The sequence below is a fragment of the Nonomuraea sp. NPDC049695 genome (assembly GCF_040674955.1).
GTDB classification, from domain to species: Bacteria; Actinomycetota; Actinomycetes; order Streptosporangiales; family Streptosporangiaceae; genus Nonomuraea; species Nonomuraea helvata.
In genome coordinates, this window is record NZ_JBFANV010000149.1 from 1 (window position 1) to 17,301 (window position 17,301).

14 protein-coding genes, 1 tRNA gene and 1 pseudogene are annotated in these 17,301 nt (G+C 71.3%); 10 read left to right on the forward strand and 6 right to left on the reverse strand.

The genetic code is table 11. The features are described 5' to 3' along the window. Positions 1–261 (reverse strand): annotated as a pseudogene (locus tag AB0J64_RS54445) (hypothetical protein); the annotation flags it as partial. Between the two features lie 110 nt (positions 262–371). Between AB0J64_RS54445 and AB0J64_RS54450 the strand changes: the two are divergent. From AB0J64_RS54450 to hutH, 3 genes are read left to right on the forward strand one after another with little or no spacing between them, the layout of a single operon-like run. Continuing rightward, entirely contained in the window at positions 372–926 is a 555-nt protein-coding gene (locus AB0J64_RS54450; RefSeq protein WP_364045996.1) for a hemerythrin domain-containing protein, read from the forward strand. Between the two features lie 44 nt (positions 927–970). Next, entirely contained in the window at positions 971–1,678 is a 708-nt protein-coding gene (locus AB0J64_RS54455; protein ID WP_364045998.1) for a metalloregulator ArsR/SmtB family transcription factor, read from the forward strand. Positions 1,679–1,696: 18 nt separating this feature from the next. Next, entirely contained in the window at positions 1,697–3,247 is a 1,551-nt protein-coding gene (gene hutH / locus AB0J64_RS54460; protein ID WP_364046000.1) for a histidine ammonia-lyase, read from the forward strand. Here the strand turns inward: hutH and AB0J64_RS54465 are convergent. After that, on the reverse strand, positions 3,228–4,436 hold the full coding sequence (locus AB0J64_RS54465; RefSeq protein WP_364046002.1) for a Rid family hydrolase: 1,209 nt from the start codon (positions 4,434–4,436) through the stop codon (positions 3,228–3,230). The two genes, hutH and AB0J64_RS54465, sit on opposite strands and share 20 nt — an antisense overlap. Before the next feature lie 58 nt (positions 4,437–4,494). Between AB0J64_RS54465 and AB0J64_RS54470 the strand changes: the two genes are divergently transcribed. The 3 genes from AB0J64_RS54470 to AB0J64_RS54480 are packed head-to-tail and all read left to right on the forward strand — an operon-like array spanning position 4,495 to position 7,219. Further along, entirely contained in the window at positions 4,495–5,412 is a 918-nt protein-coding gene (locus tag AB0J64_RS54470) for a LysR family transcriptional regulator (RefSeq protein WP_364046004.1), read from the forward strand. After that, complete coding sequence (locus tag AB0J64_RS54475) at positions 5,379–6,392, forward strand: chorismate-binding protein (RefSeq protein WP_364046006.1); 1,014 nt, start codon at positions 5,379–5,381, stop codon at positions 6,390–6,392. The genes AB0J64_RS54470 and AB0J64_RS54475 overlap by 34 nt, the downstream gene beginning before the upstream one ends. Continuing rightward, positions 6,389–7,219: an aminotransferase class IV gene (locus AB0J64_RS54480; protein WP_364046008.1), complete on the forward strand. Its 831-nt coding sequence runs from the start codon at positions 6,389–6,391 to the stop codon at positions 7,217–7,219. Before AB0J64_RS54475 ends, AB0J64_RS54480 begins: the two co-directional genes overlap by 4 nt. Positions 7,220–7,263: 44 nt before the next feature. Here AB0J64_RS54480 and AB0J64_RS54485 read toward each other — a convergent pair whose 3' ends face one another. Next, positions 7,264–8,613, reverse strand: coding sequence for a hypothetical protein (locus AB0J64_RS54485; RefSeq protein ID WP_364046020.1), 1,350 nt, complete (start codon positions 8,611–8,613; stop codon positions 7,264–7,266). Positions 8,614–8,732: 119 nt separating this feature from the next. Here AB0J64_RS54485 and AB0J64_RS54490 point away from each other — a divergent pair, with 119 nt between their 5' ends. Beyond that, positions 8,733–9,347 carry a DUF305 domain-containing protein gene (locus tag AB0J64_RS54490; protein ID WP_364046010.1) on the forward strand — a complete coding sequence of 205 codons (615 nt, stop codon included), beginning with the start codon at positions 8,733–8,735 and terminating at the stop codon, positions 9,345–9,347. Between the two features lie 4 nt (positions 9,348–9,351). On the opposite strand, the gene AB0J64_RS54495 is transcribed toward AB0J64_RS54490, so the two are convergent. Next, positions 9,352–9,768 carry an SsgA family sporulation/cell division regulator gene (locus tag AB0J64_RS54495; RefSeq protein ID WP_103958541.1) on the reverse strand — a complete coding sequence of 139 codons (417 nt, stop codon included), beginning with the start codon at positions 9,766–9,768 and terminating at the stop codon, positions 9,352–9,354. A gap of 495 nt (positions 9,769–10,263) precedes the next feature. Here AB0J64_RS54495 and AB0J64_RS54500 point away from each other — a divergent pair. After that, positions 10,264–10,335: transfer RNA gene (locus AB0J64_RS54500), tRNA-Val, on the forward strand. Between the two features lie 289 nt (positions 10,336–10,624). Here the strand turns inward: AB0J64_RS54500 and AB0J64_RS54505 are convergent. Next, the gene (locus tag AB0J64_RS54505) at positions 10,625–11,404 is read right to left on the reverse strand and encodes a maleylpyruvate isomerase family mycothiol-dependent enzyme (RefSeq protein ID WP_364046012.1); all 780 of its coding nucleotides are present in this window, start codon (positions 11,402–11,404) and stop codon (positions 10,625–10,627) included. A gap of 223 nt (positions 11,405–11,627) precedes the next feature. After that, on the reverse strand, positions 11,628–14,870 hold the full coding sequence (locus AB0J64_RS54510; RefSeq protein ID WP_364046014.1) for a BTAD domain-containing putative transcriptional regulator: 3,243 nt from the start codon (positions 14,868–14,870) through the stop codon (positions 11,628–11,630). 255 nt (positions 14,871–15,125) lie between these two features. Between AB0J64_RS54510 and AB0J64_RS54515 the strand changes: the two genes are divergently transcribed. After that, positions 15,126–16,634: an FAD-dependent monooxygenase gene (locus AB0J64_RS54515; RefSeq protein ID WP_364046016.1), complete on the forward strand. Its 1,509-nt coding sequence runs from the start codon at positions 15,126–15,128 to the stop codon at positions 16,632–16,634. Between the two features lie 124 nt (positions 16,635–16,758). Beyond that, positions 16,759–17,295 carry a GDSL-type esterase/lipase family protein gene (locus AB0J64_RS54520; protein ID WP_364046018.1) on the forward strand — a complete coding sequence of 179 codons (537 nt, stop codon included), beginning with the start codon at positions 16,759–16,761 and terminating at the stop codon, positions 17,293–17,295. Positions 17,296–17,301: the final 6 nt, after the last annotated feature.

A 17,301-nucleotide genomic window follows, 5' to 3' on the forward strand; every position in this document is an offset into this window, starting at 1 on the left:
CCAGTTGACCACCTTCTGCTGCTGCGCCTCGATGTAACGCACCCGCGCCAGCTGCCGCCTGATCTCGGTGTCAGGGCAGTGGCGGGCGAGACGGTGGCTGAAGACGATCGCGTCCGTCTCGATCCCGTTCATGGTGATGATCCGGCATCTGGTGTACGGGTCGGCGTGGTCGGGATCGATGGGCTCGACGTTCAGCTCGCGCCAGCCGCGCACCTGGTCGTCCAGCGGGACACCCCGCTCCTGCAGTGGGTCGAAGGCCATGTGGCTGCGCTACCCGGCGCACCATCGGGCAAGCTCCGCGTTCGGTCCTCGAACGGCCCGCGTTCGGTAAGAAGGCGCGTGTCGGGGGAGGGACCGGGTAGGGCGCGGACGTGGGTGAACAAGATGTCATCGATTTGCTGGTGGCCCAGCACGGCCAGATCAGGGACCTGTTCGACGAGGTTGAGCAGGCGCCTCCGGACAAGCTGGAGGAGGCGTTCGACCGGCTGACGCGGATGCTGTCCGTGCATGAGACGGCCGAGGAGGAGATCGTCCACCCGTACGCGCGCAGGAAGCTGGACAACGGCCAGGGCGTGGTGGGCGACCGTCTGACCGAGGAGAACCGCGCCAAGCAGCTCCTCCTCGAGCTCCACAAGGGCGGCGTGGACCATCCGCAGTTCTGGGAACGCCTCGGGGAGCTGCGTACCGCCGTGACCATGCACGCACGCAGCGAGGAGCGGTACGAGTTCTCCAAGCTGCGCGCGAACACCTCCACCGTCGAGCGGCGGGCCATGGCGGCCGCGGTGCGGGCGGCCGAGAGCCTGGCGCCGCTGCGCCCGCACCCCGGCACGGAGAGCGCCACCAAGAACATGCTGATGGGCACGCCGATCGCGCTGATGGAGCGGGCCCGGGAGATGATCCGCAAGGGGCTCGGCAAGCACACCTGACGCTTCGTCACAGAACGAAATGTCGAGGTACTAGCGTCATAGGCATGGAGTACATCGCTCGTGACGCCGACATAGCGCCCGTCGCCGCGCTCATCGCGGACCCGACCAGGGCGGCCATGCTGACCGCCCTGCTCGACGGGCGCGCGCTGGCGGCGGGGGAGCTGGCCAGGGTGGCCGGGGTGAGCGCCGCCACCGCCAGCGCCCACCTGTCCAGGCTGCTCGACGGCCGGCTGGTCGACGTCGTGCGCCAGGGCCGCCACCGCTACTACCGCCTGGCCGGGCACGACGTGGCCGAGGTGCTGGAGGTGCTGGCCAGGGTCAGCGCCCGCCCGCCCGTGCGGTCGCTGCGCCAGTCCCGGCAGGCCAGACTGCTGGAGGAGGCCCGTACCTGCTACGACCACCTCGCGGGACGGGCCGGCGTGAGCCTGCTCGACCAGCTCAGGGAGGGCGGCTACTACGCGGGGCAGGACCTGACCGACGAGGGCGAGCGGCTGCTGAGCGGCCTCGGCGTGGACGTGGCCGGCGCGCGGCGGTCGAGGAGGCGCTTCGCGCCCGAGTGCCTGGACTGGACCGAGCGCAGGTCGCATCTCGGCGGCGCGCTGGGGGCGGCGATCACGGAGGTGCTGCTCGAGCGGGACTGGTACCGGCGCGGGAAGGTGCCCAGGGCGGTGGTCCTCACCGACGAGGGCAGGGAGGGGCTGGCCGCGCTGTTCTCACGTAAGGAGCTAACATCGGGTACGCCGGTTACCTAGCAGCGAGAGAGACGCACCATGCGCGACAACGAAGTCGTGAACGTCGGCCCTGACCCCCTGACTTTCGACGACGTCATCAAGGTGGCCCGTCACGGAGCCGCCGTCCGGCTCACCGACGACGCCCTGGCCGCCGTCTCGGCGGCTCGCCAGCGGGTGGACGAGCTGGCTGAGAGCCCGGTCCCCGCGTACGGCATCTCGACGGGCTTCGGCGCCCTCGCCACCCGGCACATCGACCCGGCGCTGCGCGCCCAGCTCCAGCGCTCCCTGGTGCGCTCCCACGCGGCGGGCAACGGGCCCGAGGTCGAGACCGAGGTCGTGCGCGCGCTCATGCTGCTGCGCCTGCACACGCTGGCCACCGGCCACACCGGGATCAGGCCGACCACTGCCAAGACCCTGGCGGCGCTGATCAGCGCGGGGATCACGCCGATCGTGCACGAGTACGGCAGTCTCGGCTGCTCCGGCGACCTGGCACCGCTGGCGCACGTCGCGCTGACGCTGATGGGCGAGGGCGTCGTACGCGACAGCTCAGGAAACCTCCAGCCGGCCGGTGAGGCGCTCAAGCAGGCCCAGATCGAGCCGGTCGAGCTGGCCGCCAAGGAGGGCCTGGCGCTCATCAACGGCACGGACGGCATGCTCGGCATGCTCATCCTCGCCATCGAGGACCTCACCAGGCTCGTCAGGACCGCCGACGTGAGCGCCGCGATGAGCGTGGAGGCGCTGCTCGGCACCGACCGGGTGTTCATGCCGGAGCTGCAGGCGCTCAGGCCGCACCCGGGCCAGGCGCTGGCCGCCGCCAACATGACCAAGGTCCTGCGCGACTCCGGCATCATGGCCAGCCACCGCGACCCCGAGGCCTGCACCCGCGTCCAGGACGCCTACTCGCTGCGCTGCGCCCCCCAGGTCGCCGGGGCCGCCCGCGACACGATCGCGCACGCCGCCACCGTGGCCGGATGGGAGCTGGCCAGCGCCGTCGACAACCCCGCCGTGCTGGCCGACGGCCGCGTCGAGTCCAACGGCAACTTCCACGGCGCCCCCATCGCGTACGTGCTGGACTTCCTGGCCGTCGTGGCCGCCGACCTCGCCTCGATGTCCGAACGGCGCACCGACCGCTTCCTGGACGTGGCCCGCAACCACGGGCTGCCCGCCTTCCTGGCCGACGACCCCGGCGTCGACTCGGGCCACATGATCGCCCAGTACACGCAGGCGGCCATCGTCTCCGAGCTGAAGCGCCTGGCGGTGCCCGCCAGCGTCGACTCCATCCCCAGCTCGGCCATGCAGGAGGACCACGTGTCCATGGGCTGGTCGGCGGCGCGCAAGCTGCGCAGGTCCGTGGACGGGCTCACCCGCGTGCTGGCCATCGAGGTGCTCACCGCCGCCCGCGCGATCGACCTGCGCGCCCCGCTCGAGCCCGCTCCCGCGACGGCGGCCGTGGTCAGGGCGCTGCGCGAGACCGTGCCCGCGCCGGGCCCCGACCGGTTCCTGGCGCCGGAGATCGACTCCGCCGTACGCCTGGTCGCCGACGGCGGCGTGGTGGCGGCCGCCGAATCGGTCACCGGCCCGCTGGCCTGAGCGCCACGATGAGGTCCACCTCCAGCAGCAGCCCCGGCATGAACAGCTTCGACACCTCCACGGTCGTGCTGGCCGGGGGTGTGCCGGTGATGTACTTCCTGCGCACCTGGCCGAGCTCGACGCGCTTGTCCATGTCCGTCAGGTACGTCCGGATGAACGCGACGTCGTCGAACGTCGCCCCCTGATCGGCGAGGATGCGCGAGATGACCTGGAAGACGTGCTCCGCCTGGGCCGTCATGGAGCCTTCGCCGACGATGTTCCCGTGCTCGTCGAAGGCGGCCTGGCCGGAGACGTAGAGCATGTCGCCGACGCGTACGGCGTGCGAGTAGAAGCCGTTCGTGGCGGGGATCGTCGAGAGGTTCAGCGGCACGGCACGAGGGGCCGGGCCGCCCCCCACACGCTCGGCGATGTGCTCGGCGACGGTCGTCAGGTCGCGCTCGCCCAGCCCGGCGGCCCGCGCCTCCTGCAGCCTCGCGCGGGCCGCCGTCGCCATGGACGCGCCTTCCCAGGCGCCGAGCTCCAGGTCCTTGGTCGCGTGCGCGAGCGAGTAGCGGGTCTCGGCCGACGGCACGCGCAGCCGCTCCGCCAGCGTGCCCAGCGGGGTGCCCGACAGCACGTCGATCAGCGCGCCACGGTCCACGCCGTGCGCCTCGCCGTACGCGAACGTCTCGGCCAGCAGCACCTGGGCGGGCACGAGCGTGCTCATGACGGCGATCTTCATGGCCGCGCCCGCGCCCAGCGGCCCGAGCTCCCGTACGGAACCGAACACCGACAGGACCTCGCGACACCCCGACACGTCGCCGCCGGCCAGCCCTCCGGCCAGCACCGTCAGCGTGCCCTCGGTCGCGGGCCCCACGCTGCCCAGCACCGGAGCGTCCACCAGCCCCACCCCGGCCGGCAGCAGCGCGCGCAGCTCGCGCACCGCCTCGGGGCCGATCGTGGACATCTCCACCACCGTGGCGCCGGGCCGCAGCCCCGGCAGCGCCGCCGTCAGCACCTCACGCACCGCGGCCGGATCGCTGAGCATGGTGATGACCAGCTCGGCCCCGTCCACCGCCTCCGCCGCGCTCACCCCGCTGCCGCGCCGCCACGTCGTCACCTTGTGCCCGGCCCGCTCCAGCCGCCGGGCCATGGGGACGCCCATGCGTCCCTGCCCAAGAAAAGCAATCTGTCCGAGAAAAGTCGTCATGCCCTCAGTGAACCGGCACCCCGACCCATTCCACAAACAACTAGATTGCATATCAGCCATGCATAATGTGAATGCCTTTGACGCGGATGTGCTGCGGTTGTTCCACGAGATCGCCGAGAGCGGCTCGTTCACCGCCGCCGCCGAGCTGCTCGGATACACCCAGTCGGCGGTCTCCCGCCGCATCGCCGCGCTGGAGCGCGCCGCCGGAGGACCGCTCTTCGAGCGCCTGGCCCGAGGGGTGCGCCTGACGCCCGCCGGCGAGGCGCTCCACCGGCACGCCGTCGCCGTGCTCGACCGGCTCGAGCGCGCCGGCGAAGAGCTGGCCGCCATCCACGGGGGGCTGGGCGGGACGCTCCGGCTGGGCGCGTTCGCCACGGCCAACGTGGATCTGGTGCCCGGCACGCTCAAACGGTTCGTGGAGCGACGGCCCGGCGTGGAGCTGCGGCTGGTGGAGGGGCTCACGGCCCGCCTGATGGAGCGGCTGCGCGCGGGCGCGCTCGACGTGGCCGTGATCAGCGACTACCCGGCCGGGCTGCCCGCGGAGGCCGCGCACACGGTGCTCCTGCGCGAGGACCGCCTGCTCGTCGCGCTGCCCGGCGGTCACCGGCTCGCCGGCGACGCCGAGGTGGACCTGCGGGACCTGGCTGAGGAGACGTGGATCGAGGCCGCCCCGCGCGGCCAGCCGACGCTGCTGGTGACCGCGTGCGCGGCGGCCGGGTTCACGCCGCGCGGCGGGCTGCGGGTGGCCGAGTGGACGGGCAAGTTCGGGTTCGTCGCGGCCGGGCTGGGCGTGACGCTGGTGCCGGAGCTGGCGGCGCGGGCCGTGCCGCCGGATCTGGTGCTACGACCCCTGCGGGGCACGGCGCCCGTACGGAAGGTGTACGCGGCCCTGCCCGAGACGCCACTGCCCGCCGCGCTGGAGCTCGTCGAAATGCTGGGAGAATGGAAGGCGTGTACGACGGCTTCGCCTATTTAGGCGGTCAGCACGCGACCGGGCTGCGTGACGTGACCTCCGACCTGGCCGCGCTCGACGGCGAGGGCTGGTGGGCCGTGGTCGTCGACTACGAGGGCAAGGTGACGTGCGCCCGGTTCGACCGGGTGCGCGAGTCACCCTTGCCCGCGCCCGCCGCTCCCTGGCACGGGCCGCGGCCCGATCAGTGGCGCAGCTCACTCGACCGGGCCGCCTACGAGCGCGGTGTGCGCGCCATCCGCGCCTACATCGAGCAGGGCGAGGTCTACCAGGCAAATCTTTGCCGCATTTTGACCGCGCCCGTCCCGGCCGACGCCGACCCGCTCGCGCTGGCCGCCCGGCTGGCCGCGGGCAATCCGGCACCATACGCGGCCGTCATCCAGGTGCCCGGGCTCAGCGTGGTGTCCGCCTCGCCCGAGCTCTACCTCTCGCGCGACGGCGACACCGTCGAGTCCAGGCCGATCAAGGGCACGGGCGCGACCGCCGGCGACCTCCTCGACAAGGACTACGCCGAGAACGTCATGATCGTCGACCTCGTCCGCAACGACCTCGGCCGCGTCGCCGCCGTCGGCTCGGTCGAGGTGCCGTCGCTCTGCGCGGTCGAGGAGCACCCCGGTCTCGTCCACCTCGTCTCCACCGTCCGGGCCCGATTGGCGCCGGGGGCGGGCTGGCCCGAGCTCTTCGCCGCGACCTTCCCGCCCGGATCCGTCACGGGCGCGCCCAAGTCGTCGGCGCTGCGCATCATCAATGAGCTCGAACCAGCACCCCGCGGGCCGTACTGTGGGGCCGTGGGCTGGGTCGACGCCGACCGCCGCCGGGCGGCGCTGGCCGTGGGCATCAGAACATTCTGGATCTCGGTAGATGAGATCCGGTTCGGCACCGGAGCCGGCATCACCTGGGGCAGCGACCCCGGGCGCGAATGGCTCGAGACCGAGCTCAAAGCAGCCAGGCTCATCGCACTGGCATCCACAGGAGGAACTGAATGAACATCCCTGTCTGGGTCAACGGCGAGCTGCTCGACCCCGCGCAGGCCAGCGTGTCGGTCTTCGACCACGGGCTCATGGTCGGCGACGGCGTCTTCGAGACGATCAAGATCGTGAACGGCCGGTCGTTCGCGCTCACCCGTCACCTCGACCGGCTCACGCTCTCCGCCCAGCGCATGGACCTGCCGGAGCCCGATGTCGAGGCCATCGCCGACGGCATCGCCAAGCTCCTGGCGGTCGCGCCCGCCTGGGCGCTCGGCCGCATCCGCGTCACCTACACCAGCGGCCCCGGCCCGCTCGGCTCCGACCGCGGCGACCAGGGCACCACCTCCGTCGTCATCGTGGACGAGCAGAAGCCGTTCCCGGCCACCGCCAACGTCTCCGTCGTCCCGTGGCCGCGCAACGAGCGCGGCGCCCTGTCCGGGGTCAAGAGCACCTCGTACGGCGACAACGCCAAGGCCCTGCTGTACGCGAAGAAGCGCGGGGGCGGCGAGGCCATCTTCGGCAACCTGGCGGGCAACCTCTGCGAGGGCACCGGCTCCAACATCTTCATCGTCCGCGACGGCCGCCTGCTCACGCCGACGCTGGAGTCGGGCTGCCTGGCCGGGGTCACCAGGGCGCTGGTGCTCGAATGGTGCGGCGCCGAGGAGGCGGACGTGCCGCTGTCGGCGCTGTACGAGGCCGAGGAGGCGTTCCTGACCTCCACGACCCGCGACGTCCAGCCGATCAAGCTGGTCGACGACACGGAGCTGCCGCTCGCTCCCGGCCCGATCACCACGAAGGCCATGCGCGTCTTCGCCGAGCGCTCCGCCGCCGACCTGAACCCCTGAGCCAGTGGGCCCCGCCCCGTCGGCGGCGGGGCCACCGTGGCGTGTCAGTACGACTTCTGGGTCTGGACGTTGAAGTCGTCCATCTTGACCTGCTTGGCCGGGTCGGTGAGCGGATCGTCGATCCTCAGCACGTCCAGGCCCTCGCGGATGTCGCTCGAGTAGATGTAGCCGTTGTAGTAGTACGCCGACCAGGAGCCCGCGATGTCGCCGCCGGGGAACGGGCCGCGCTCGAAGTAGCCGATCTCCTTCGGGTGGGCGGAGTCGGTGAAGTCCCAGATCGACACCCCGCCCTGGTACCACGCCTGCACCATGACGTCCTTGCCCGGCACCGGGATCAGCGAGCCGTTGTGGGCCACGCAGTTCTCGTTCGCCTGCTGCTCTCTGGGGATCTTGAAGTAGCCGCGCCGCTCCAGCTTGCCGTTCACGATGTCGTACACGGCGTCCGCGCCCTTCGTGGCCGGCGTGTTGCGGTCGCACGTGGCCTGGCCGCCGCCGCCCAGCTCGTCGCTGAAGACGACCTTCGTGGCATCGTTGTTGAACGTCGCCGAGTGCCAGATCTGGAAGTTCTCCGTGTCGGTGATCTGCTGGAGCACCTTCGGCTTGACCGGGTCGGAGATGTCGAGCAGCACGCCGTCGCCGAAGCAGGCGGCCGCGGCGAGCTTCTTCTCCGGGTACGCGGTGATGTCGTGGCAACCGGAGGCGAGATCGGAGTGCTGCCGCTCAGGGAAGATATCCGGCTTCGCCACGATTTTTGCGGACTTAGGCGACTTTGTCGGGATCTCTACGATCTGGATGAGCTCGTGGGGCGGCGGGCAGGTCTTCGACTCGGGTTCGGGGCCGGGCGAGGAGACGTACACGTACAGCGTCTCCCCGGCAGGGACCATCGTGTGCGTGTGCGAGCCGCAGTCGGTCCTGACCGCGCCGACGTACTCAGGGCTCTTCTTGTCGCTGATGTCGAAGATCCGCAGGCCCTCCCACTCGCGGCTGCCGTCGCCGGAGTCGCACTCCTCGCCGGCGCGCGGCTCGTCGACCGAGAGGATGAGCAGGTCGCCGTACACGCTGACGTCGTTCTGCTGCGCCGGGCAGGCCACCTGGCTCACGATGCGGGGCCTGGTCGGGTCGCTGATGTCGTAGATGGTGAACCCGCCGAAGTTGCCTTCGTACGCGTAGTCACCCTGGAACGCCAGGTCCGTGTTGATGTCGTCCTTGCCGTTCAGCGGGGCGGTCCTGGGCAGGTTGGCGACGAACTTGACGTTGTCGCTCGTCATCACGTCACCGGCGGGGGCGGCGGAAGACGTGGCGGCCGGAGCGCTGGTCTCCCGCGTCGAGGCGGCGGGCGACGGCGCCTCGGCCGGCTGCGGGCCTGCCGCGCAGGCGGAGACCAGTAACAGCACCGTACCCAACAACGCTCCGCGCAACGTGGCAGAGATCAACGCGCGTCCCCTTTGTCTCGTAGCTCACTATGGAAGCTATGCCAGGAGATTCGCGGCCGCGTACGGTCTTCATCACAGTTATGACCACATTCGCCCTCGCCGCCTGCTCCCAGCAGCAGCCGGCCGGCCCCTCGCCCGTGGGGACGGAGGCGCCCGTCATCGTGCCGGGGAGCCCGGGAGCGGCCGGCCGTACCGCGACGCCGGGGGAGCGCGTGGGGCAGACGCCGGCGGCGACGGTGGCCTCGGACGTCCGCTTCGCCGAGGCCATGATCCCGCATCACCGCCAGGCCCTGGAGATGACCTCGCTGGTGAACGACCGCACGACCACGGCCTCCATCCGCTCGTTCGCCCGCCAGATCACGGCCGCGCAGACCCCGGAGATCAAGGCCATGACCGGATGGCTGGCCGAGCTCGGCCGCTCCGCTCCCGCCGCCCACGCGCACGCTCAGACGGCGGCGTACGGCATGGCGACGCAGGAGGAGCTGAACGCCCTGAGCGCGGCCAAGGGGACGGCCTTCGACCGCATGTTCCTGCAGCTGATGACCCGGCACCACGAGGGCGCGGTGAAGATGGCGGGGGAGGAACTGGCGACCGGCCGCGACCGGCGCATGCGGCTGCTGGCCAAAGACGTGTACTCGGGTCAGAGCATCGAGATCGCCCGCATGCGGAAGGCTCTGGAGAGCCTGCCCGCCTAGATCGTCAGGACGGCCAGAGCATGTTGGTCAGCTCGGCGTCCAGGTCCATGTAGTCGGTCTCCCGCCCTGCCGGGACCTTCTCGTACGTACGGTGGAGGAACTCGGTGAGGGGCGCCAGCGGCACTTCGAAGAGCGCCTGCCCGAAGGGGGACGTGAGACTGATATGGAGCGTCCGCTCGCCGTCGGCACGCGCGGGCCACACCTGGACGTCGCCGTCGCCGACACGCCTCACGATGCCCACGGTCAGCAACTCACGGGCAAAGATCCACTCGACCGGTTCGTCGTTCCCTACGTGGAAGGCCATGCGGATGGCGTACGGATCGTCGGCTGTGTAACTCAGTCCGGCGAGCAGGGGGACGGTAGTACGGTCGGGGACCACAAGCCGAAGGCCAAGCTCGGCGGAGACGGTGGTGCTGTTCATCGTCAGCCAAACCTTTTCGTCGTAGGTCCCCTCTACGGGGCTTTCACTGCTCTGACGGACTTCGTCCTGAGCTATGACGCGGAACGAAGAAACCTGTAGGAAAGATTCCGCTCCAAGGGCCTTCTGTAACGCACATCACAGCTGGACATTTAGGCATCTACCAGGCTAAACGGCATCAACCGGGTCGTATTTACAAGGGTTTTGCGTCTTGCGGAGCCTGTCCCGGCGCGCGCCGACCATGAACGTTTCTTGCCAAAAGATCACGACCGATGCCAACCGGAACAGGACGATGGTATGCCACCGACCCACCGTGCCGGTGGGCAACCGCCACGTTTCACCCGAATCCCTCTCCCCGCCTTCGTCCCAGCCCCCGACGACCCGCCCGAACCACCCCGCCGACCGCCACCCAACCGCCATCCAACCGCTTCGCTTCGCCAGCAGGTGCCAGAGTGCGGTATGGTTTTCCCCGTCGGCACCGCGAGGAGCCAACAGGGCGGGCGATTAGCTCAGCGGGAGAGCGCTTCGTTCACACCGAAGAGGTCACTGGTTCGATCCCAGTATCGCCCACAGGAAAGATCGCTGGTGAGAGGCTCGCTGCTCGTCATGAGTAGCGGGCCTCTTGTCATGTCTGAGCCCCTCGGGGAGCCATCTCACTCGGACTCAACCCGTCGGCTTGTCGCCGAGGACGGTGTGGTGGCGGCGTCGAGCTGCGTGCCGATGCCGGTGCAGAACACCAGATTGTGATCTTGCTAGGCCTCGCCGGCCTGGAGCTTCTGGGCGGCTAGGCGTGCGTGGTGTTGCCGGAGTGCCCGTGCGGCGAGCTGTCTCTGGGCGTGAGGTTGCATCCAAGCGTGGGTCAGCCGTTGGCGACCCAGTCCATGTGTTCGATCCAGTGGTCGAGCAGCGCCCGATCGCCCCGCAGTTCCAGCGTAGAAGCCGCATCCACCGGGCGACGCCTGCTGATCACGAGCAGGAGCTCGGCGGCTGGGCCGCCTACCGCGACGTCCGCCTTGGCGTGCGTGCGTTCCAGGACGACCCTGTCCGGGTTCCGGCGTGCCAGCCACTCCCCGGGTGCGTCGGTCGCGTGGAAATGCAGGGTCTGGCCGCTGCCGCGCATCGCATCGGCGAAGCCGGGCCTGTTCTCCCAGTAGCCGCGGGAAGTCATGTTGTCCAGCCAGTCCTCGATGGCCGCAACGGCAAGCTCCGGCGCCAGCTCGTACCGCATGCCGAGTGCCGCAGCCGCGTCCGCGCGATGCACGCAAGCCTCGCCGAACAGCCGGCGTGACCAGAACGGCACGCCAGCGGTGCCGCCGGACGGATCCCACACCGGCGTGTCATCGGCGACCGATTCGAACGCCCGCTTCGCCTCGGCCGCGGTGTCGGTCAGCCAGGCGCGCCACTGGGCCGGATCGGTCGGAGCCGGAACGTAGCCGGCGAACGCCTTGCTCGGCTCGGTCATCCGCTCGCCCACGAGCATGGCCACCATACGCTGTGTCGCGCCGACGTGGTCGACAAGATCGGCCAGCGTCCACTTCGGACATGTCGGCACCGGGTCCGCCGCATCCCTGCCGTCCACCCAATCGGCAAATATGCTCGTCTGCTCGACAACGGCCTTCACATGCGCGGACGTGTCCATCTGCACCTCCAAGATGCGGCGGGTCAGGCAACTGATTCTCACCTACGGACATGCGCGTGGCCAGGCCACTGATCGGCCATTTTCCGGACATTGGCGGCCATCAAGGCAGTGGCGGTGTGCATGGAGCGGACCGGGTCGGCTGCCACCGCACAAGTGGGCGGCCCAGCCCTGCTACCGCTGAACCCATGCCCCATGATCGAACCCGCTGACGGCCGTCCAACCGTCACCCGTGCCGGCGTAGGAGGTGCAGCCGGGCCGGGTCGACTTCGGTCGCGGCCGTCTTTCCGTCCAGCGCCCAACCCCTCCCGTACGCCGCGGCGAAGGCCTCCTCGCCCAGCGCGGCCCAGCCTCGGCGGGTGAGCTCGCGAACCTGCCGGTCGGTGCGGTCGTGAGCGCCGCGCAGCCGGGAGGCGGCGCCGAGCAGGACGGCCGACTCGTGATGCCGTCCATGCGCCTCAGCGAGCGCGGCCGCGTTCACCGCCACCAGCGACAGGATCGGCAGGTCCCGGGTCTCCAGCGCCGCCGCGTACGCTTTCGTCAGCGCCTGCTCCGCGCCGGCCAGGTCACCCAGCTCCAGGCAGAGCGAGGCCCGTACGCTGCCGGCCAGCGTCCGCGCGTGGTCACCGGGGAACGTGGTGTCGCCGTGCAGGCCCCGTTCGGCGTCGTCGAGCAGTTCGCGCGCCCGGTCCAGGTCGCCGAGCCGCACCCGGAAGACGGCCTCCCACGCGTCGACCAGGGCCGGCATCTCCGCCGAGTTCGCGCGCAGCGCTCGTTCCCGGGCCGAGTCGATCATCGCGATCGTCAGGTCGGTGTCGCCGCGCCGCAGGTGCAGGTCGATCCAGCGCAGGTCCATGAACACCTCGTCGCCGAGGCTGAGCGAGCCGAACTCGCCGGCCAGCGACCGGGCCTCGCGCAGGTCGGCCAGCGCGCCCTCGAGGTCGTCGTCGTACTGCCGCAGCTGGGCGCGCAGCGGCAGCGCGGTGGCCTGGCCCCAGCGGTCGCCGACCTGCCGGAAGCAGGCCAGGGCCGCCTCCACGTCGGGGCGCATCTCGTCGAGCTCGCCAGCGTTCTCGGCGAACTGGGCCCGGAACATGCGGGCCAGGCCGGACAGCCACACGTCGTCGCCGTCGGCCAGGCGCTCGATGATCGCGAGCGCGGTCCTCTCCCGCAGGAACCCGAGCGGGAGCGCGGCGAGCGCGCCGTACGGGCCCGGCAGCTCCGGGTACGCGAGCAGCCGGTCGGCCAGCTCGCGCATCTGCGCCTGGTCGTCCGCGGCCTCCTCGGCGGTCATCCCCGGCCGGGTGCCGACCCGGTTGATCAGGTAGATCGCGTGGGCGCAGTCGCGGTCGGGCGTCGGCTCGCCGCCGGGCACCGACAGCGCCTCGCCCAGCCAGTGGGCCGCGTCGCGGTGCCGGCCGAACATGTGCCAGTACCAGGTCAGGTTCAGGGCGAGAGCGACCGCGCCGGCGGCGTCGCCGGTGTCGCACCGCCGGCGCAGGGCGGCCAGCGCGTTGTCGTACTCGGCGCTGATGACCCGCATGGCCGCCAGTTGGCCGGGCCCGCGCAGCTGCGGGTCGTAGCGGGCCATCAGCGCGGCGAAGTAGCCGGCGGCCAGGTCGCGGACGGGGCCGAGGTCGCCCGTCTCGGCCAGGCGGCCGGTGCCGTACTCGCGCAGCGTCTCCAGCATGCGGTAGCGGCCCGGGTCGGGCGCGAGCTGCAGCAGCGACCGGTCGACCAGGCCCGCGAGCAGCTCGGGGATCTCGGCAGCCGGTACGGCGGTGCCGGCGCAGAGCGCGGTGGCCGAGGCCGGCGTGACGCCGCCGGGCAGGATCGAGACGCGTTCGGCGACCGTACGCTCGTGCTCGCTCAGCAGCTCCCAGCTCCAGGCGATGACCGCGCGCAGTGTGCGGTGCCGGGGCAGCGCGGTGCGGTTGCCGGTGGTGAGCAGCCGGAACCGGTCGGACAGCCCGTCGGCCAGCTCGGGCAGCGACAGCGTCCGCAGCCGGGCCGCGGCCAGCTCCAGCGCCAGCGGCATCCCGTCCAGGCCGTGCACCACGCGCACTATGTCGGGCAGCGTGTTTTCGTTCACGTCAAACCCGGGTCGCACGGCCGCGGCCCGCTCGGTGAACAGACGTACCGACGCCGCCCGCCGGACCTGCTCGACGCCGTCGTCCGGCCCGGGCAGCGTGAGCGGGCCGAGCGGCACCAGCGCCTCGCCGTTGACCGCGAGGGGTTCGCGGCTGGTGGCGAGCACGCGCAGCCCGGAGCATCGGGGCAGCAGCGCCGCGACCAGGTGGGCCACGGCGTCGATCAGGTGCTCGCAGTTGTCGATCAGAAGCAGGCTCTCCCGGCCGCTGAGCTGGTCGGCGAGCACGTCCACCTCGTCGCCCTCGACCCGCAGCCGGGCCTCGAACATCGCGCCGCCGCGCAGCCCGATCCCGGCGAGCACGGCCGCGCCGACCTTGACCGGCTCGGTGACCGAGGCGAGGTCGATCATCCAGGCGCCGTCGCGGTACTCGTGGCGGTGGCGTCGGGCGGCCTCGACGGCGAGGCGCGTCTTGCCGGCGCCGCCGGGACCGACCACGGTGACCAGGCGCCCGGCGGCGAGCAGCGTGTCGATCCGGGCGAGGTCGTCGTCGCGCCCGATGAAGCTGGTCAGCGGCGCGGGCAGGTTGCCCGGCCTGGTCCGCGCGGCGTCGGCGGCCGGGGCGGGCCGCTCGGCGCGCAGCAGGCGCAGGTGGCGCTCGCGCAGGGCGTCGCCCGGATCGGTGCCGAGGACGTCGGCCAGGGTTTCGCGGACCCGCTCGTACAGGGCCAGGGCCTCGGCCTGGCGACCCTGGGCGGCGAGCGCGTCCATGAGCAGCGCGGCCGCCCGCTCGTGGACGGGGTGCTCGGCGAGCAGGGCGGCCAGGCGGGCGGCGGCCGCGTCGGCACGGCCCAGGGACAGCTCGGCGTCGGCGAGGTCGGCGACGGCCTCGACCGAGGCGTGGGCCAGCCGGGTCGCCGCGGCGGGCGCCACCGCGGCGACGACCGTGGGCTCGGCGCCGGGACGGTCGCCCCACAGCGCCACGGCCTCGCCGAGCACGGCCGCCGCGGCATTCGGGTCGCCGGCGCGCAGGCGGTCACGGCCGGCGGCGGCGAGCTGCTCGAACCGCAGCGCGTCCACGTCGATCGCGTCCACGTCCAGCCGGTAGCCGCCCGCGACCTGCGTGACGTCGCCGGCCGAGCCGAGGGTCCGGCGCAACCGCGAGACGAGGGCCTGCAGGGCGTGGGCGGGGCCGGCCGGCGGGTCCTCGGGCCAGATCGCGTCGACGAGGATGCCCGGCTCGACCGCGCGCCCGCCGGCGAGCGCCAGCCGTACGACCAGACCCTGCAACCGCGCACCCCTGACGGGCAGGGTGACGTCGCCGCGAGACGCCTGAAAGGCGCCGAGCAGCGTGACGCGAAGCCGCGTATGCCCGTCCATCTCCCGATCCTCGCGCACGCGCCCTCGAGCCCCCAAACCAGCTCCTTTCCCGGCCGCGGTCACCATGAGGAGCCTGCCGGGTGCTCGAACGCGCGGCGCTGGCCCGTCGCAGGACAGGAGCGTCAGTGCCGTGCGCGCCCGCGTCAGTGCCGTGCGCGCCCGCGTCAGCGCCGTGTGTGCCTCGTGTGAGCGGCCCGCTTCAGTCTTTGCGTGCCCGAAGAGAACAGGGCGTCGAGCTTCGGAAGGGGAGTTCTCGTGCATGACGTAGTGATCGTGGGTGCCGGCCCGGTCGGTCTGTTCCTTGCCTGCGAGCTCGGCCTCGCGGGCTGCTCTGTCCTGGTGCTTGAGCGGGAGCCGGAGCCCCGCTCCCCGTGGAAGGCGGACCCGCTAGGGATGCGGGGCCTGTCCGCCACGTCGGTCGAGGCGTTCTACCGCCGCGGGATGCTGGACCCGCTGCTGAAGGCGTCGGGCGTCGACGACTATCCCGACGCGGACGAGCCGGCACCCCCTCGGGGCGTGGGCCACTTCGCCGGCATGATGCTCGATCCGGCCAAGGTCGATGTCGCCGCCCTGCCGTTCCGGCTTCCCAGCCCGGCGATGGAGGGCATGATGACACACCTCGAAGCGGTCGAGACGGTGCTGTACGAGCGGGCATCCATGCTCGGCGTGGAGGTCAGGCGCGGCGTCACGGTCTCAGCCATCGCGCAGGACGATGAGACCGTGGTCGCGCAGGCCGGCGAGCACGAGTACGCGGCGCGCTGGCTCGTCGGCTGCGACGGCGGACGCAGCGCCGTGCGTGGGCTCGCGGGCTTCGACTTCGTCGGCACCGAACCGCAGTTCACCGGCTACACCATGCTCGCGAGCAGCGCCGATCTCCAGAAGCTGCGCCCTGGGTTCAATCTGACGCCGACCGGCATGTACCTCCAGATGCCCGCGGAGGGGCATGTCGGCATGCTGGAGTTCGACGGCGGCGCGTTCGATCGCTCGCAGCGGCCTACTCGCGAACATCTCCAGGCGGTTCTGCGCCGGGTGTCCGGCACCGACGTGACGCTGAGCGACGTCCATCTCGCCTCGAGCTTCACCGATCGGGCGATGCAGACGACGACCTACCGGCAGGGGCGCGTCCTGCTCGCGGGCGACGCCGCTCACATCCACTCTCCCCTCGGGGCGCAGGGACTCAACCTCGGCGTCGGCGACGCCATGAACCTGGGATGGAAGCTCGCGGCGACCGTGCACGGGTACGCGCCGGACGGGCTGGTCGACACCTACACCCGCGAGCGCCATCCGATCGGCGCATGGGTGCTCGACTGGACGCGCGCCCAGGCGGCGGCCATGAGGCCGGATCCGCATGCGCAGGCGATCCAAGGCGTGATTCGCGACCTGCTCGGGACCCGTGACGGGACGACCTACGTGTTCGAGAAGACATCGGGATCGTCGATCCGCTACGACCTCGGCAGCGAGCAGCCGCTGGTCGGCCGGAACGCCCCGGACCTTCGTCTTGAGGACGGCACCCGCCTCGGCGACCTGATGCAGGACGGACGAGGCGTCGCGCTCGATTTCAGCGTCGACCGACGCCTGCACGGTTCGGCGATGGGCTGGGGGAGCCGGATGCGGTATGCGGCCGGGCCGGCGATAAACGACTTCGGATTGGGTGCCGTGCTTGTCCGGCCTGACGGCATAGTCGCCTGGGCCGATGATCGCGAGCCTGATCGTGAAGCGTTCGAGCGGGCCGCCGGCCAATGGTTCGGCGGTCCGGAAATCTAAAAGCAGCTCACCCCGATTTTCCAAACCCCGACCGAGAGGGGAAAGCGGTTCATAAGCCGCCTGAATGTCAACATTGGCACCGATATAAACCTTTCTTCTCCTCGGCTGAGTTTTAGGAGCGCACATGACGATCACCCTCCGACCGGGAAGCATCGTGATGTTCACCGGCGATTCGATCACCGACTGCCGGCGGCTGGAGAGCGAAGAGGGCCTCGGGTCCGGCTACCCGCTGCGCATCGCGGGGGAGTGGGGGCTCCGGCACTCGGACCGGGCCGTGACCTGGCTGAACTCCGGGATGGCGGGCGACAAGGTGATGGATCTCGAAGCCCGCTGGCAGGCGGACGTGCTCGACGCGCGCCCCGACGTGGTGTCGATCCTCGTCGGCGGCAATGACGTGGGCTGGCACTCGTACGACCCGGACGGCTACGTGATCCCCGTGGAGGACTTCGCGGCGGGTTACGACCGCCTGCTCGCGCCCCTGGCCGAGGCGGGCACGGAGCTGATCCTCATCGAGCCGTTCCTCCTGCCGATTCGCGGCCTTGTCGAGGTCGGCGATGTGCGCCTCGGCGAAGCTGTGAACATCGACCTACGGATACTGGGCTCATGGCCAAATGTGACGCGGACCGATCGGCTCTGTTCACGCGGTCCGATGAACCCTTGACGCACG

Bases quoted from the DNA above. Each gene is read 5' to 3' on its own strand.
- AB0J64_RS54455 (WP_364045998.1), top strand. From the start codon at position 971: ATGGAGTACATCGCTCGTGACGCCGACATAGCGCCCGTCGCCGCGCTC.
- hutH (WP_364046000.1), top strand. From the start codon at position 1,697: ATGCGCGACAACGAAGTCGTGAACGTCGGCCCTGACCCCCTGACTTTC.
- AB0J64_RS54465 (WP_364046002.1), bottom strand. From the start codon at position 4,436: ATGACGACTTTTCTCGGACAGATTGCTTTTCTTGGGCAGGGACGCATG.
- AB0J64_RS54470 (WP_364046004.1), top strand. From the start codon at position 4,495: ATGCATAATGTGAATGCCTTTGACGCGGATGTGCTGCGGTTGTTCCAC.
- AB0J64_RS54475 (WP_364046006.1), top strand. From the start codon at position 5,379: ATGGAAGGCGTGTACGACGGCTTCGCCTATTTAGGCGGTCAGCACGCG.
- AB0J64_RS54480 (WP_364046008.1), top strand. From the start codon at position 6,389: ATGAACATCCCTGTCTGGGTCAACGGCGAGCTGCTCGACCCCGCGCAG.
- AB0J64_RS54490 (WP_364046010.1), top strand. From the start codon at position 8,733: ATGACCACATTCGCCCTCGCCGCCTGCTCCCAGCAGCAGCCGGCCGGC.
- AB0J64_RS54495 (WP_103958541.1), bottom strand. From the start codon at position 9,768: ATGAACAGCACCACCGTCTCCGCCGAGCTTGGCCTTCGGCTTGTGGTC.
- AB0J64_RS54505 (WP_364046012.1), bottom strand. From the start codon at position 11,404: ATGGACACGTCCGCGCATGTGAAGGCCGTTGTCGAGCAGACGAGCATA.
- AB0J64_RS54510 (WP_364046014.1), bottom strand. From the start codon at position 14,870: ATGGACGGGCATACGCGGCTTCGCGTCACGCTGCTCGGCGCCTTTCAG.
- AB0J64_RS54520 (WP_364046018.1), top strand. From the start codon at position 16,759: ATGACGATCACCCTCCGACCGGGAAGCATCGTGATGTTCACCGGCGAT.